The organism is Pinisolibacter sp. DMC100, from assembly GCF_056313705.1.
The window spans coordinates 997,673-1,012,060 of record NZ_JBQUZT010000001.1; the positions used below are offsets into that span (position 1 = coordinate 997,673).

The following is a 14,388-nucleotide window of genomic DNA, read 5'->3' on the forward strand; positions in this document are numbered from 1 at the left end:
TCAGGCCTCCGCCCCGTGGACCATGAGGTCCTGCAGGCGGCGCAGCTCGACGATCTTCGAGCCCGCGAGCGGCGCGACGTTGGCGCGGGTCAGCAGCTCGCCCTTGCGGATCGGCTTGGTCACCGTGCCGTTCTCGATCAGGCCGATCGGCATGGCGCCGGCCGCCCGCGCCGCCTCGTATTCGAGGGTGAAGGCGCGGTAGCAGTATTCGCCGATCGCATCGAGCCGCTCGCCGACCGCCAGGTCCTTCTTGGCGAGGGCCGAGACCTCGGCCGACGGCCGGGCCAGCGCCCGCATGTCGACGCGGCCGTGCAGCACCGCGCGCGCCGCGGACAGCGGCACCTCGAGGCTGGTCAGGTGATAGGGCCGATAGAAGGTGTAGTAGGGGCCCGGTCCGAGCTTGAGGTCGTTCAGGCGCTCGCGAAGCCGGGGATGGCTCAGCTCGGCGACGACGAAGACGCCGGGCGCCACGCCCTTGCCGATCGTGTAGTCGACCACGCCCTTGCGCGAGAGGATACCGCCGTCGGCCTTCGGGCAGAGGATGGTGTGGAGGTTCTCGAGCGTCGCCTCGGGGCCGTGCATGCCGGCGACGTCGGGCACGAGCCCCGTCGCGTTGGCGATGTTGGCCATCTCCACCATGGTCTTCGAACCGTCGATGAACTCCACCAGCATGCGCGGGTTCATGTTGCGGCGGGTCGCCTCCTCGACGAACTGGTCGGGGGTGGCGTCGATGTCGAGCGGGTTGTTCTTGCCCTTGCCGGCGGCGATCACCGGATAGCCCAGCGCGGTGACGAACTCGATCAGCTCCATCGTCGAGGACGGCTCGTCGCCGGCGCCGACGGTGTAGACCACGCCCGCCTCGCGGGCGCGGCTCTGCAGCAGCGCGCCGATGGTGACGTCGGCCTCGACGTTCATCATCACCACGTGCTTGCCCGCCTCGATGGCGCCGAGACCGATGACCGCGCCCATCTCCGGCTTGCCGGTGGCATCGATCACCACGTCGACGTGGGGGCTCGTGATCAGCGCCTCGACGTCGGGGGTCACCGCGGTGTAGCCCGCCTCGACGGCGCGGGCGACGGCCGGCGCGCTCTCGCAGACGCGGATGCGCTCGGGATCGAGCCCGGCGATCAGGAAGGCGTGTTCCGCGTGTTTCTTGCCCGGATCACGCACGCCGATGACGGTGATCTTCAGGCCCTTCATCAGGGCGATCTGGGTGACGATGTCGGTGCCCATCTCGCCGACCCCGACGAGGCCGATGCGGATCGCCTTGCCCGCGGCTTCGTGGGCGGCGAGTTCGGCGGCGAGGCCGGTCGGCGTGACGAACCGCTGCGCGAGGTCCGGCGTGGGGCTCGAGCCCTCTCTTCCCATGATCGGCTTCCTTCGGATCTCGATCGTTCCGCCCTCCGATAGGGCAGTCCGGTGGCGAACTCAACGTCTCGCCGTGCGAGTGTGGTCCGCCTTCCACCTTCGTCGGCCGCATCCCGCCGGCCGTTGCATCGGGCACGGTCACCTTGTACCACGACCAGATGCGATCGTCGCTCCGGCTCGGACGATCGTCGCCGCCGGCGCCCTCGGGCGACGAGCCACCCACGCCGGCAGGGCTCGCGCATGTCCGACACCCGCTTCGATGTCCTGGCGATCGGCAATGCCATCGTCGACGTGATCGCCCGCACCGAGGACGACTTCCTGGTGCGCGAAGGGCTGATCAAGGGCTCGATGCGCCTGATCGACGCGGGCGAGGCCGAACGCCTCTATGAGAGCATGGGCCCGGCCAAGGAGATCTCGGGCGGCTCCGCCGGCAACACCATCGCCGCGCTCGCCGGCCTCGGCGGCCGCGGTGCCTATTTCGGCAAGGTCGCCGACGACCATCTCGGCAAGACCTTCTCCCACGACATCCGCGCCGTCGGCGTGCATTTCGAGACGGCGCCGCTGCTCAAGATCGGCCCGGACTACGCCCCGACCGCCCGCTCGATGATCCTGGTGACGCCGGACGGCGAGCGCACCATGAACACCTTTCTCGGCGCCTGCACGCATCTCACCCCGGCCGACGTCGACCCGGCGGTCGTCGCCGCCTCGCAGGTCGTCTATCTCGAGGGTTACCTGTGGGATCCGCCGGCCGCCAAGGCGGCCTTCCGCGAGGCCTCGCGGATCGCCCATGCCAACGGCCGCAAGGTGGCGCTGACGCTGTCCGACAGCTTCTGCGTCGACCGCTGGCGCGCCGAGTTCCTCGATCTGATGCGCACCGGCATGGTCGACCTGATCTTCGCCAACCAGGCCGAGGTCAAGGCGCTCTACGAGACCGCCGACATCGACACCGGCATCGCGGCGCTGCGCGCCGACGTCGCCATGGCCGCGGTGACGCTGTCCGAGGAGGGCTCGCTGGTCGTCTCCCGCGACGAGACCGTCCGCGTCGCCGCCTCGCCGGTCACCCGAGTCGTCGACACCACCGGCGCCGGCGATCTCTATGCCGCCGGCTTCCTCTTCGGCCTGACCCGCGACTACGACCTCGCCGCCTGCGCCGAGCTCGGCGGGCTGCTCGCCGCCGAGATCATCGGCCACATCGGAGCCCGCTCCCAGACCGACCTCGTCGGCCTCGCCCGTCAGGCCGGGTTCGCCGTCTGAGCGAAGGTGTCGGCTTCCTGGATCTGCCAACGATTGCGACCGTCCCGCTTGGCGCGGTAGAGCGCCCGGTCGGCCTGTTCCAGCGCCTCGCGCCGCGGCGCGGGTGAGGTCGGCTCGACGATCGAGGCGCCGAGCGAGATCGTCACCACGCCGGGCGGGATCGCCTCGCCCGGTCCGCTCGGGATGCCGAGCTTCTCGATCGACCGCCGCAACCGTTCCATGATCGGACCGACCGCGCGGGCATCGACGCCCGGCAGCAGCAGGGCGAACTCCTCGCCGCCGAGCCGTGCCAGCAGGTCGGCGTCGTCGCGCAGCCCGTCGGCCAGCGCCATCGCCACGGCGGTGAGGCAACGATCGCCCTCGGGGTGACCGAAACGGTCGTTGAAGGCCTTGAAGTGGTCGATGTCGATCATCACCAGCGCGAAGGGCGTCTGCCGTTCGTCGGTCGTCAGCGTCGTCATCCGTTCCTCGAAGCCGCGGCGGTTGGCGACGCCGGTCAGCGGATCGAGCCGCGTCATCTCGCGCAGCTCGGCGTTGCGCGCCTCGGAGATCTCGCCGATCAGCTTCTCGCGGGCGAGGAACAGGAACAGGATGCGGTGGTCGCGGTCGGAGCGGTAGTTGCCCCACAGCGCCATGGCGCCGACCGAGAAGACCAGCAGCACCGCCGGCCATCGGTAGACCGACGCCAGATCCGTCATGCCGGCGACGATGAAGACGAAGAGCACCCACACCGCCACGGTCGTCGCCAGCGCCTGGCGGAAGTGCAGGGTCGCGAGGCTGCAGGGCGCCAGCGGCACCATCACGTAGGAGAACATGCCGATGGTCGAGACCGGCGCCGGCTCGATGCGGAAGCTGAAACACACCAGCCCCGAGACGACGATGATCGCCGACATCGTCGTGGCGTCGATCACGCGGTGATCGTAGGTCGCCGCGGTGATCACCAGACCGACCGCACAGACCGCGGTGATCGCCGCCATGGCACCGAGCCAGGCGAGGAATCGCTCGTGATCGTCGATCTCCAGCACCAGCGAGCGCATCAGCACGAAGGAGACCAGAACCGCCAGGCCGATCATCGTGCCGATGATCATCGAACGCCGTTTGTCGGGGGCGATCGAGGCACGGTAGTGCTCCTCGAGCACCGGCGTGAAGGTCAGACGACCGATCGGCTTCGCCAGGTTTGCGAGGACCTCGGCGATGAGCGCGTCGCGAGGAGGAGGCGACATGGAAAGGCTCTTTTCGGGAGGGGGATCGACTGTCTGCTTCCGGAGTCGTCGATAAGGCCTCGGCGGAGGCGAGTCCATCCCGGCGACGCGAAATTACGCAGCGTCATTCGCCTGACGCCGAGTCAGAAGCTCGGCGGCGTACAGGCCGAGACCATCACCAGTTCGCCGTCGCCGACGTTGCGGAACGCGTGCGGGCGGCGGCTGTCGAAGAGGTAGGCGTCGCCCGGCCTCAGTTCATGGCGCTCGCCGTCGACTTCGAGTTCGAGCAGGCCGCGGATGACGATGCCGGCCTCCTCGCCCTGATGGGTGAGGAGCGCCCGCCCCGAGGCCGCTCCCTTCTCGTAGCGCTCGTGCATCATCTGCAGCGAACGGCCGGCGAGGTCGCCGCCGACCTGCCGGTAGCTGATCGGCCCGCCGGCGATCTCGGTCAGTTCCGAGGCCCGCCAGACGACCTTCTCGCGCTCCCCGTCGGCGCGCGAGAAGAAGGTCGACAGCGCGATCGGGAAGCCCGCCAGGATCTGCTTCAGCGCCGCCACCGACGGGCTGACCCGGTTGGCCTCGATCATCGAGATCGTGGCGTTGGACACGCCCGCGCGCCGCGCCAGCGCCCGCTGGGACAGCCCGTGGGCGACGCGCAGTTCCTTGAGCCTGAGGCCGACGTCGATATCCATGTTCATGTGTTCAGAATACGAAACGGATCGAACACGGTCCAGGGGTTGGCGTGGCGGGTTTGCGGCCGTAACGTTCGCAATATCAACCGAACCGCCGAGGCCCCGATGACCGCCCACCCGCGCCCCAACGATCTCGCCTCCTTCTGGATGCCCTTCACCGCCAATCGGCAGTTCAAGCAGACGCCGCGCATGTTCGTCGCCGCCGACCGCATGCGCTACGTCACCGACGACGGCCGCAAGGTTCTCGACGGCACGGCGGGTCTGTGGTGCTGCAACGCCGGTCACAACCGGCCGAAGATCGTCGAGGCGATCCGCGCCCAGGCCGGCGAGCTCGACTATGCCCCGGCCTTCCAGATGGGCCATCCGAAGGCCTTCGAATTCGCCAACCGACTGGTCGGCATCGCGCCCGAGGGCTTCGACCACGTCTTCTTCACCAACTCGGGCTCGGAGAGCGCCGACACCGCGCTGAAGATGGCGCTGGCCTATCATCGGGTGCGCGGCGAGGCGCAGCGGGTGCGCCTGATCGGCCGCGAGCGCGGCTATCACGGCGTCAACTTCGGCGGCATGTCGGTCGGCGGCATCGGCGGCAATCGCAAGATGTTCGGCCAGCTCCTGCCGCACGTCGACCACCTGCGCCACACCCACGATCCGGCCCGCAACGCCTTCACCCGCGGTCAGCCCGAGCACGGCGCCGAGTTCGCCGACGAGCTGGAGCGGCTCTGCGCGCTGCACGATCCCTCGACCATCGCCGCCGTCATGGTCGAGCCGATGGCCGGCTCGACCGGCGTGCTGATGCCGCCCAAGGGCTACCTCGAGCGGCTGCGCGCCATCTGCGACAAGCACGGCATTCTCTTGATCTTCGACGAGGTCATCACCGGCTTCGGCCGTCTCGGCACGCCCTTCGCCGTCGACTTCTACGGCGTGAGGCCCGACCTCTTCACCATCGCCAAGGGCATGACCAACGGCGTCATCCCCATGGGCGGCGTCTTCGTGCAGAAGAAGATCCACGACGCCTTCATGACCGGCCCCGAGCACATGATCGAGTTCGCCCACGGCTACACCTACTCGGGCAACCCGATCGCCTGCGCCGCCGGCATCGCCACGCTCGACACCTATGCCGAGGACGGGCTGCTCACCCGCGCCGCCGAGCTCGCGCCCTACTGGGAGGACGCGCTGCATTCGCTGAAGGGCCTGCCGCACGTCGTCGACATCCGCAACACCGGCCTGATCGGCGCGATCGAGCTGGAGTCGATCGAGGGCCAGCCGACCAAACGGGCCTTCTCTTGCTTCCTCGACGCCTTCGACAACGACCTGCTGATCCGCACGACCGGCGACATCATCGCCCTGTCGCCGCCGCTGATCATCGAGAAGTCGGACATCGACGAGCTGTTCGGCAAGCTCGCCGCGGTGCTGAAGCGCGCCGCCTGAGGCGCGCGGCGCCGTCAGGCGCTGCGACGGCGCGAACGGGTCGGCCGTTCGGGGGCGGGGGCGGGCTCCGCCTCCGCCGCGACCGGAACGTCGGCGGCGGCCTCCTCGGCCGCCGTTTCCGTCACGGCGACCTCGGACGCGCCGATCTGGCCGGCGAGCAGGCCGGCGATGTCGCCGCGCTGCAGGACCACCGCCCGCTGGCCGCTCTCGTCGGCGAAGGGCAGGGCGTGAGACTCGATGACGCGCAGCAGATCGGGCACCGATCCCGCCGGCACCGCCTCCGAATAGAGGAAGCCCTGGCCGAGCGTGCAGCCGAAGTCGCGCAGGATGTCGGCGTTGCCGGCCGATTCGATGCCTTCGGCGGTGGTCGGCAGGCCGAGCGAGCCGGAAAGACCGATGATCGCCTTGACGATCATGCGGCTGTCGACGTTCTCGCGCATCGTCTTCACGAAGGACTGGTCGATCTTGATCTTGTCGAACGGCAGCATGCGCAGCTGGTGCAGCGAGGCATAGCCGGTGCCGAAGTCGTCGAGGGCGATCGAGATGCCCTGATTCTTCAGCGACATCAGCGTCTGCGTCGCCTGCTCGTGATCGACCACCAGGGCGCTCTCGGTGATCTCGATCTCGAGGCGCTGCGGCGGGAAACCGACCTCGACCAGGATCTGCAGGATCTCTTGGGCGAGCCAGGGGTTCTTGAAGTCGACCGGCGAGATGTTGACGGCGATCTTGATGTGCGACGGCCAGTCGCGCGCCGCCTGACAGGCCTGGCGCAGCAGCGACGTCGTCATGCGCGACAGCAGGCCGGTCTCTTCGGCGATCGGAATGAAGGTCGACGGCGGGATCTGGCCACGGGTCGGATGGCGCCAGCGCGCCAGCACCTCGAAGCCGGTCAGCTTGCCCGAGGCGAGGTCCATCACCGGCTGGAAGTGCGGCATGACCTGACCGTTCTCGATCGCCGATTCCAGCGCCGATTCCAGTTCGGCGCGCTCGCGGATGGCTTCCTCCATCGACGGCTGGAACAGCGCGACCGAGGTTTCGCGCTTCTTGGCGTCGTCGAGGGCGATGTCGGCATGCCGCATGATGGCGTCGAGGTCGCCGACCGAGCACTCCGGCCCGAACATGGCGATGCCGGCGTCGGCCATGATCGGCACCGGCGGATCGTATTCCTCGAGCCGCATCGCGACCGAATGGACGATCTGCAGCGCCCGCATCTCGGCCGCTTCGGCGTCGCGCACCTGGGTGATGACGTGGAACTCGTCGGGCCCGATGCGCGCGACGAAGTCGGAGGCGCCCACCGCCATGGCGAGGCGGTCGGAAAACTCGATCAGCACATGGTCGGCGACCAGATGGCCGAAGACCTCGTTGAGCGACTTGAAGCGCTCGATGTCGATGGCGATCAGCGCGCCGACCGCGGTCTTGGAGACGCCGTCGGAGAGACGGCGGTTGAGTTCGGCCTTGAGGCCGGCGCGGTTGGGCAGGCCGGTCAGCGGATCGATGATGGCTGCGGTCTCGGCGGTCTCTTCCGCTTCGGCCTTGGCGACGCGCATCTGGCGAACCTCGACACGGCGGCGGAACGCATAGGCGAAGACGCCGACCCACGACGCCACGGCGAGCGCCAGTGCCGCCGATCCCAGCGTCGAATCGGCCGATTGCAGGATGGCCACGGTCTGGTGGAGGACGCCGAAGCGGTAGTCGACGAAGAACAACAGGCCGATGATGCCGAAGAGGACGATCCGCTCGCCCGTAGGCGTCAGCGATCGCCTACCGTTCGGCTTGAGAGCGGATTTCAGACCTGCCATCGAGCGGACTCCGGAACGCACGGCCCGAGGCGGACCGAGACCAATGTACCGGACACTCTACCCGCCGAGTTTTAAGGAGGCCTTTCCGTGCTTCCCCCCGCCGACCCGCGCGGCCCGCATGGTTTAGGAAAGGTTCATGCGCTCCGGACGAAGGTCGAGAGCAGATGATGGGCGATCGCGATCGGCGGCGGCGCGAAGATCCCGTCGGGATGATCGCCGGCGAGCAGGGTGGCGACTTCGTCGCGGGTGAACCAACGGCAGTCTTCGAGTTCCGCCGGATCGACCCGGATCGCTTCGTCGTCCGCCTCGGCGACGACGCCGATCATCAGCGAGCCGGGGAAGGGCCAGGGCTCCGACGCGACGTAGGCGACGGTGCCGACGCGAATGCCGGCCTCCTCGAAGGTCTCGCGGCGCACCGCCCCCTCGATCGTCTCGCCCGGCTCGACGAAGCCGGCGAGGCAGGACCACATGCCGGGCGGAAAGGCGTGGCCGCGGCCGAGCAGACAGCGGTCGCCTCGCCGGACCAGCATGATCACCGCCGGATCGGTGCGCGGGAAATGCTCGGCGCCGCAAGCCGGACAGAGCCGTCGCCACCCCGCCGTCGCCATGTCCGAGGGTGCGCCGCAGCGGGCGCAGTGGCGGTGGCTGGTGTGCCAGGCGAGGAGGCTGCGGGCGATCGCGACGGCGCCGTAGTGCTCGGCCGGCAGCGATCCGGCGATCGCCAGCGGGCGCAGCTCGATCGCTTCGAAATCGGGGGCGAGCGAATCGGGATCGGTGGGACCGGCGAAGGCGAACCAGCCGACCGCCTCACCGTCGTCCGTCGCCAGTCCGAGGAAGATTCGCTCGTCGACCCGTGCGGCGAGCGCTTCCGCCGTGGCGCGGGCGTGGGCGGCGACGGGACGTCCGTCGGCGTCGCGGGCGACCACCACGCGACTGCCGCAGATCACCAGGAAACGGGCGCGCGGGTCGGCGGCGAGCGCGGCGAGCCGTTCGCGATCCTCGCGCAGCTCGGCGGCGCGATCGAGACCGTTCACGACGAAGCGAAAGCCGAGCGAGGGTTCCAGATCGATCCGCGGCGGCATCGCGGGCTCCTTCAGGCGGGACCGAGGCGCGCGATCACGCGGGCGGCGAGAGCGTCGAGGTCGCCGCGCGGGATCGGGCGGACGGCTCCGCGTCCCCACACCGGGGCGGGCCAGGCGGGATCGTCGCGGAAACGGGCGATCACGTGGACATGGAGCTGGGAGACGACGTTGCCCAGCGCCGCGACGTTGAGCTTGTCGGCCTTCGTCTCGGCGCGCAGCGCCTCGGCGACGGCGTCGATCTCGGCACGCATCAGGGCGCGCTCGTCGGGGGCGAGGTCGAGGATCTCGACGAGGCCGGCGCGGCGTGGCACCAGGATCAGCCAGGGGTGATCGGTCTTCCGCATCGCCAGGATCCGGCAGAGCGCGAGATCGGCGACGGTGAACGTGTCGGCGGCGAGACGGGAATCGAGTTCGAAGCCGGACATGGCGAACGCTCCGGGGAAGGGGCGGCCTCACTCCTCGTGGAAGCGGGCCTCGACGAGGTCGGCGATCGCCTGGAGCGCCTCGGCGGCCTGTGGACCGGACGCCTTGACGTGAATCGACGTGCCGATCGAGGCCGCCAGCATCATCAGCCCCATGATCGAGGTGCCGCAGACGGTCTGGTTGTCCTTGGAGACCTCGATCTCGGCGTCGAAGCTCTCGACGGTCTGGACGAACTTGGCCGACGCCCGTGCGTGCAGCCCCCGCTTGTTGGTGATCGGCAGATTGCGTTCGAAGCTCGCCATTCCGTCGAAACCCATGCCTTTCTCAGCCCTGGAGGACCTGACTGGCCACGTTGATGTACTTCCGGCCGGCTTCCTTGGCCTCGATCACGGCGTCGATCAGCTTGCGCTCCGAACGCACCTTGGCGAGCTTGACCAGCAGCGGCAGGTTCATGCCGGCGACCACCTCGATCGCGTCGCCGTTCATCACCGAGATCGCCATGTTGGAGGGCGTGCCCCCGAACATGTCCGTCAGAATGGCGACGCCGTCCCCGGTGTCCACCGAGGTCACGGCGGCGAGAATGTCGCCGCGTCGCATTTCCATGTCGTCCTCCGGTCCGATGCAGATCGTCGCGATCTGCCGCTGGGGGCCGACGACGTGCTCGAGAGCCTTGACGAACTCTTTTGCGAGATCCCCGTGGGTCACGAGGACGAGACCGATCATCGAGTATGCTCCTGCGGGCCTACGTCCGGGCCGGCGTCCGTTCTTGCGACGGATGACCGCGTCCCACGTGGGTAGCGCGCAAAAATGGGCGTGGCCGCGACGAACTTCAAGTCTCTAATTTGTGGAACTTGCAAATTCCTGCATTGCGTCACGCTTCTCCCGCGATGGTGCGCAGCGCGCTGCGCACCCGGCGCACCCCGCGCAGGTCCTCCCGCCACAGCCTGATGGCGGGAAGCCGCACCCCCGCGATCACGGCGTAGCGGGCGTCCTCCTCCGGCATCCGTGGCGGCTGGACCTCCTCGATGTCGACGACGAGGGCGACGACGCCGGCCGGCTCGTGCGCCATGTCGACGATGCCGATGCCGCGCACCTCGATCTTGCCGGCGATGGTGGCCGGCGTGCGGGCGACGAGGCGGCCGTGATGGGCCTCGATCGTCACCCGGTCGTCGGCGATCAGCGCGGCGTCGTGGCCGTGGGCGGAGGCGTCCTCGACCAGATCGAACACCAGCCGCGACTTGCCGGCCCCCGTCGCCCCGCGCACCAGGACGCCGCGGCCCTCGTAGATCAGCGCGGAAGCATGGATGGTGACGGGATGGCCCATGATGTTCGTCCTCTCGGTCGAAGCGATCCTATCAGGTCACCGAACCGGCCGGGAGCGACACGACGAAGCGGGCGCCCAGGATCGACCCGTCGGCCGCCTTGCGGTTCTCCGCGTGGAGCGTGCCGCCGTGCGCCTCGACGATCTGGCGCGAGATCGCGAGGCCCAGGCCCGAATTGTTACCGAAGCCCTCGCTCTCCGGCCGATCGGTGTAGAAGCGCTCGAAGATGCGGTCGATCTTCTCGGCCCGGATGCCCGGTCCGTCGTCGTCGACGGCGATCTCGATCCAACTGCCGAGCTTGGCGAGATCGACCCGGACCTCGGCGCCCTCGGCCGAGAAGGAGCGGGCGTTGTCGACGAGATTGGTGATCACCTGACCCAGCCGGCTGTCGTGACCCATCACCACGAAGGCGAGATGCGGCGCGCCCAGCGGCCGGGTGGTGAGCTTCACGCTCTGGCCGCGCTTCTCCGCGAGGTCGTTCTGCAGCGACACCACCGCCTCGACCAGCGCCTGCAGGTCGACCGGCGCCGAATCCTGCCGCGCCAGTTCGGCGTCGAGCCGCGAGGCGTCGGAAATGTCGGTGATCAGGCGATCGAGCCGCTTCACGTCGTGCTGCACGATCTCCACCAGGCGCCCACGCGAGGCGTCGGACTTGGCCAACGGCAGAGTCTCGACCGCGCTGCGGAGCGAGGTCAGCGGGTTCTTCAGCTCGTGGGCGACGTCGGCGGCGAAGCTCTCGATCGCGTCCATTCGGCCGTAGAGCGCGTTGGTCATGTCGCGCAGCGCCCGCGACAGATGGCCGATCTCGTCGGAACGGTCCGAGAAGTCGGGGATCTCCTCGCGCGCCTTGACCGAGCGCCGCACCCGATCGGCGGCGGCCGCGAGCCGGCGCAGCGGCGCCGCGATCGTGCCGGCGAGCAGGAACGAGAGCAGCATGATGACGGCGCCGGCGACCAGGAAGACCCGCAGGATCGCCATGCGCTCGGCCCGCACGATGGCGTCGATGTCGCCGCCCGGCGTCGAGAGCTGCAGCGCGCCGAGGACCTTGCCGCCGCGCCGGATCGGCACCGCCACGGTGACGATCATGTCGCCCGACCGCGTCACCCGCACGATCGGCGTCGTCGTGCCCGAGAGCGCCGCGGCGACTTCCGGATAGTCCTTGCCGGCGGAGATGCCGACCTCGCGATAGATCGGCAGGTCGTGGCCGCCGCGCATCAGCCGCGACACGACCTCGATCGCCCGGTGGAACAGGCCGGGATCGGGTGCCGGCGCCGGCGGCGCGTCGGGCGGGAAGAAGGCGCCGGTGCGATAGAGCGTGCGGCTGTCGAGCACCAGGAAACCGTCGCGGTCCCACACCCGTGCCGGCGTCTTGGCCGGCGAGACGAGCAGCCTGAGGATCGGCGCCACCCGCATCGGGTCGATCGGGAATTCGAGCGTCGACAGATCGTCGCCGGTGTCGGGGTCCTTCTCGGCCTTGTCGCCGGCCTCGGCCCTGAGCAGGGCGTCGAGGTCGATGCCGGTCGCCCCGGATTCCTTCATCGTCGAGGCGCCGATCGCCGCGGCGATGATCTCGCCCTGGGTCTCGAGGCTCTCGATCCGCGCGTCGGTGAGGCCGGCGCGGAACTGGTTGAGATAGAGGACGGCGAGCACCAGCGTGACGAGGCCGCCGAGATTGAGCAGCACGATGCGTCGCGTCAGGCTCGAAAAGGCGGTGGCGCCGGCGAGGCGGTTGAGCCTTCTTCCGGCGAGCCGCAGGTAGCGACTGCCGCGCCGGCCGCGCGGGGGGCGGCCGGTGCCCTCGTCGATGTCCGAAGCCTCCGACACGGTCGCGTCAGATCTCCTTGAAGCGATAGCCGACGCCGTAGAGCGTCTCGATCATCTCGAAGTCGTCGTCGACCGCCTTGAACTTCTTGCGCAGCCGCTTGATGTGGCTGTCGATGGTGCGGTCGTCGACATAGACCTGATCGTCATAGGCGGCGTCCATCAGCGCGTTGCGGCTCTTCACCACGCCCGGGCGCTGCGCCAGCGCGTAGAGGATCAGGAACTCGGTGACCGTCAGCGTCACCGGCTCACCCTTCCAGGTGCAGGTGTGACGCTCCTGGTCCATCGCCAGCGGCCCGCGCTCGAGCACGCGCTGGGCGTCGGTGACCTTGGCCGGCCCCTCGCCCTTCGGCGCGACGCGGCGCAGCACCGCCTTGACGCGCTCGACCAGCAGGCGCTGCGAGAACGGCTTCCGGATGAAGTCGTCGGCGCCCATCTTCAGGCCGAAGAGCTCGTCGATCTCGTCGTCCTTCGAGGTCAGGAAGATCACCGGCAGCTCGGACTTCTGGCGCAGGCGGCGCAGCAGCTCCATGCCGTCCATGCGCGGCATCTTGATGTCGAAGATCGCGAGGTCCGGCGGACTGGCCTTCAGCCCGTCCAGCGCCGAGGCGCCGTCGGTGTAGGTCTGCACGCGATAGCCTTCGGACTCGAGGGCGATCGAGACGGAGGTGAGGATGTTGCGGTCGTCGTCGACGAGGGCGATGGTGGGCATGGGGAATGCCTGTCTCCGGGTGGGGATCGCCGCGGGGGGATCACCGCGCCTTTTCGCACGGTGATTGCGCGCAAATCATGGCGGCGATCATATACCGCTCGCGAGGCGATTGTGGACCCGTATTTCCGCCGGGTGCCGCGACCCTTCCGTCGTCCGTGACGCCCTTGCGACGATGCCGGCGACGGCCGCCCGCGACGACGGGGCATTCCGCGCCGGGTTGACGTCGACGACGCGCCGGGCGTCCATCGCGTGGACCGGCGAAGCAGCGGAGGCGATCATGGCGAAGGACGACGACTTTTCTCCCGTGGCGTGTTCCCGCCGCCTGCTGCGTCAGGCGCGCACCGCGGCGCTCGCCACCATCGCCCGGCGCACCGGGCATCCCTTCGGCTCGATGGTCTCGGTCGCCTGCGAGGCCGACGGCACGCCGATCCTGCTGGTCTCGACGCTTGCCGCCCACGCCCGCAACCTCGCCGAGGACCCGCGTGCCTCGCTGCTGTTCGAGGACCGCACCGCGCCCGACCCGCAGCAGGGTGCCCGCGTCACCGTGGTCGGCCGCGTCGAGAAGATCGCCGATCCGGCGACGGCGGCGCGGCGCTATCTCGCCCGCCTGCCCGAAGCCTCGCTCTATGCCGGCTTCGCCGACTTCGCCTTCTTCCGTCTGGTGGTCGAGGAGGCCCATCTCGTCGCCGGCTTCGGCCGGGCGATGCATGTCCGCCGCGACGATCTCCTGCTCGACCTCGCGGGCTGCGAGGCCCTGCTCGCCGCCGAGCCGGATCTGCTCGAAACACTCGCCGCCGATCCCGCCCGTCTCGCCGCGCTCGCGCGCCGGCTCGGCGGGGAAGGGGAGGACTGGACGGCGATCGGGCTCGACCCGGAGGGGCTGGATCTCGCCTCGACGGGGGCGGAAATCCGCGCCTATCGCCGCCTCGTCCTGCCGGGACGTGCGACCTCGCCGGACGAATTCATGGGCCTTTTGCTTCGCTGGGAAGAATCCGTCCCGCTGCAATAAATTTCTTAAATCGTTATATTGAGAACAAGCACGATCCGACTTTAGACAGACTTGTTCACAACGGTGGCCGTGTAGTAATTTGCGCCGGCTCGTGGGAACCAGAACGGAACCCGAGTTGACCGTCCTTCCGGACGGGTGCCCCGTTCTGCACGATGTTGCAGGCGGGGGGCATGGCCGGGAGTTCGCATGCGGCGGAGTCGCGGATTTGATCGAGACCGGTCGTCGGCAGCCCTTTCGGGCGACGGCGCCCGCAGCGAAACGAACCCCACCGCCGGT

14 protein-coding genes are annotated in these 14,388 nt (G+C 69.2%); 3 read left to right on the top strand and 11 right to left on the bottom strand.

Translation table 11 applies throughout. The annotated features are described in order from the left end of the window. Positions 1-1,368, bottom strand: coding sequence for an NAD(P)H-dependent oxidoreductase (locus tag ACT541_RS04600; protein ID WP_476134629.1), 1,368 nt, complete (start codon positions 1,366-1,368; stop codon positions 1-3). 240 nt (positions 1,369-1,608) lie between these two features. Here ACT541_RS04600 and ACT541_RS04605 point away from each other — a divergent pair, with 240 nt between their 5' ends. Continuing rightward, the gene (locus ACT541_RS04605) at positions 1,609-2,622 is read left to right on the top strand and encodes an adenosine kinase (protein WP_476134631.1); all 1,014 of its coding nucleotides are present in this window, start codon (positions 1,609-1,611) and stop codon (positions 2,620-2,622) included. On the opposite strand, the gene ACT541_RS04610 is transcribed toward ACT541_RS04605, so the two are convergent. After that, positions 2,601-3,845 carry a GGDEF domain-containing protein gene (locus ACT541_RS04610; protein WP_476134633.1) on the bottom strand — a complete coding sequence of 415 codons (1,245 nt, stop codon included), beginning with the start codon at positions 3,843-3,845 and terminating at the stop codon, positions 2,601-2,603. The genes ACT541_RS04605 and ACT541_RS04610 overlap by 22 nt on opposite strands. Positions 3,846-3,967: 122 nt before the next feature. Next, on the bottom strand, positions 3,968-4,516 hold the full coding sequence (locus ACT541_RS04615; protein ID WP_476134635.1) for a cupin domain-containing protein: 549 nt from the start codon (positions 4,514-4,516) through the stop codon (positions 3,968-3,970). Between the two features lie 105 nt (positions 4,517-4,621). Here ACT541_RS04615 and aptA point away from each other — a divergent pair, with 105 nt between their 5' ends. Further along, positions 4,622-5,944 (top strand): omega-aminotransferase AptA, encoded by a 1,323-nt coding sequence (gene aptA / locus ACT541_RS04620; RefSeq protein ID WP_476134637.1) that lies wholly within the window; start codon positions 4,622-4,624, stop codon positions 5,942-5,944. Between the two features lie 14 nt (positions 5,945-5,958). Here the strand turns inward: aptA and ACT541_RS04625 are convergent, their stop codons facing one another. The 8 genes from ACT541_RS04625 to ACT541_RS04660 all read right to left on the bottom strand — a co-directional run bounded on the left by ACT541_RS04625 (position 5,959) and on the right by ACT541_RS04660 (position 13,103). Next, positions 5,959-7,743 (bottom strand): putative bifunctional diguanylate cyclase/phosphodiesterase, encoded by a 1,785-nt coding sequence (locus ACT541_RS04625; protein WP_476134639.1) that lies wholly within the window; start codon positions 7,741-7,743, stop codon positions 5,959-5,961. A 134-nt stretch (positions 7,744-7,877) separates the two neighbouring features. Continuing rightward, positions 7,878-8,825 carry an NAD(+) diphosphatase gene (gene nudC / locus ACT541_RS04630; RefSeq protein WP_476134641.1) on the bottom strand — a complete coding sequence of 316 codons (948 nt, stop codon included), beginning with the start codon at positions 8,823-8,825 and terminating at the stop codon, positions 7,878-7,880. Between the two features lie 11 nt (positions 8,826-8,836). Continuing rightward, positions 8,837-9,250 (bottom strand): HIT domain-containing protein, encoded by a 414-nt coding sequence (locus tag ACT541_RS04635; protein WP_476134643.1) that lies wholly within the window; start codon positions 9,248-9,250, stop codon positions 8,837-8,839. Positions 9,251-9,277: 27 nt separating this feature from the next. Continuing rightward, on the bottom strand, positions 9,278-9,550 hold the full coding sequence (locus ACT541_RS04640; protein WP_476136031.1) for an HPr family phosphocarrier protein: 273 nt from the start codon (positions 9,548-9,550) through the stop codon (positions 9,278-9,280). Positions 9,551-9,572: 22 nt separating this feature from the next. Further along, positions 9,573-9,971 carry a PTS sugar transporter subunit IIA gene (locus ACT541_RS04645; protein WP_476134645.1) on the bottom strand — a complete coding sequence of 133 codons (399 nt, stop codon included), beginning with the start codon at positions 9,969-9,971 and terminating at the stop codon, positions 9,573-9,575. A 148-nt stretch (positions 9,972-10,119) separates the two neighbouring features. Next, positions 10,120-10,572, bottom strand: coding sequence for an HPr kinase/phosphorylase (locus ACT541_RS04650; RefSeq protein WP_476134647.1), 453 nt, complete (start codon positions 10,570-10,572; stop codon positions 10,120-10,122). A gap of 31 nt (positions 10,573-10,603) precedes the next feature. Next, positions 10,604-12,394 carry a stimulus-sensing domain-containing protein gene (locus ACT541_RS04655; protein WP_476134649.1) on the bottom strand — a complete coding sequence of 597 codons (1,791 nt, stop codon included), beginning with the start codon at positions 12,392-12,394 and terminating at the stop codon, positions 10,604-10,606. Positions 12,395-12,401: 7 nt separating this feature from the next. Continuing rightward, positions 12,402-13,103: a response regulator gene (locus tag ACT541_RS04660; RefSeq protein ID WP_476134650.1), complete on the bottom strand. Its 702-nt coding sequence runs from the start codon at positions 13,101-13,103 to the stop codon at positions 12,402-12,404. Between the two features lie 277 nt (positions 13,104-13,380). On the opposite strand from ACT541_RS04660, the gene ACT541_RS04665 reads away from it, so the two are divergent. Beyond that, the gene (locus tag ACT541_RS04665; protein ID WP_476134651.1) at positions 13,381-14,112 is read left to right on the top strand and encodes a HugZ family pyridoxamine 5'-phosphate oxidase; all 732 of its coding nucleotides are present in this window, start codon (positions 13,381-13,383) and stop codon (positions 14,110-14,112) included. Positions 14,113-14,388: the final 276 nt, after the last annotated feature.

Coding starts and splice junctions, on each gene's coding strand:
- ACT541_RS04650 (WP_476134647.1), bottom strand. CDS start 10,572: ATGGGCCATCCCGTCACCATCCATGCTTCCGCGCTGATCTACGAGGGC.
- ACT541_RS04625 (WP_476134639.1), bottom strand. CDS start 7,743: ATGGCAGGTCTGAAATCCGCTCTCAAGCCGAACGGTAGGCGATCGCTG.
- ACT541_RS04640 (WP_476136031.1), bottom strand. CDS start 9,550: ATGGCGAGCTTCGAACGCAATCTGCCGATCACCAACAAGCGGGGGCTG.
- ACT541_RS04645 (WP_476134645.1), bottom strand. CDS start 9,971: ATGATCGGTCTCGTCCTCGTGACCCACGGGGATCTCGCAAAAGAGTTC.
- aptA (WP_476134637.1), top strand. CDS start 4,622: ATGACCGCCCACCCGCGCCCCAACGATCTCGCCTCCTTCTGGATGCCC.
- ACT541_RS04665 (WP_476134651.1), top strand. CDS start 13,381: ATGGCGAAGGACGACGACTTTTCTCCCGTGGCGTGTTCCCGCCGCCTG.
- ACT541_RS04660 (WP_476134650.1), bottom strand. CDS start 13,103: ATGCCCACCATCGCCCTCGTCGACGACGACCGCAACATCCTCACCTCC.
- ACT541_RS04635 (WP_476134643.1), bottom strand. CDS start 9,250: ATGTCCGGCTTCGAACTCGATTCCCGTCTCGCCGCCGACACGTTCACC.
- ACT541_RS04605 (WP_476134631.1), top strand. CDS start 1,609: ATGTCCGACACCCGCTTCGATGTCCTGGCGATCGGCAATGCCATCGTC.
- ACT541_RS04615 (WP_476134635.1), bottom strand. CDS start 4,516: ATGGATATCGACGTCGGCCTCAGGCTCAAGGAACTGCGCGTCGCCCAC.
- ACT541_RS04610 (WP_476134633.1), bottom strand. CDS start 3,845: ATGTCGCCTCCTCCTCGCGACGCGCTCATCGCCGAGGTCCTCGCAAAC.
- nudC (WP_476134641.1), bottom strand. CDS start 8,825: ATGCCGCCGCGGATCGATCTGGAACCCTCGCTCGGCTTTCGCTTCGTC.
- ACT541_RS04600 (WP_476134629.1), bottom strand. CDS start 1,368: ATGGGAAGAGAGGGCTCGAGCCCCACGCCGGACCTCGCGCAGCGGTTC.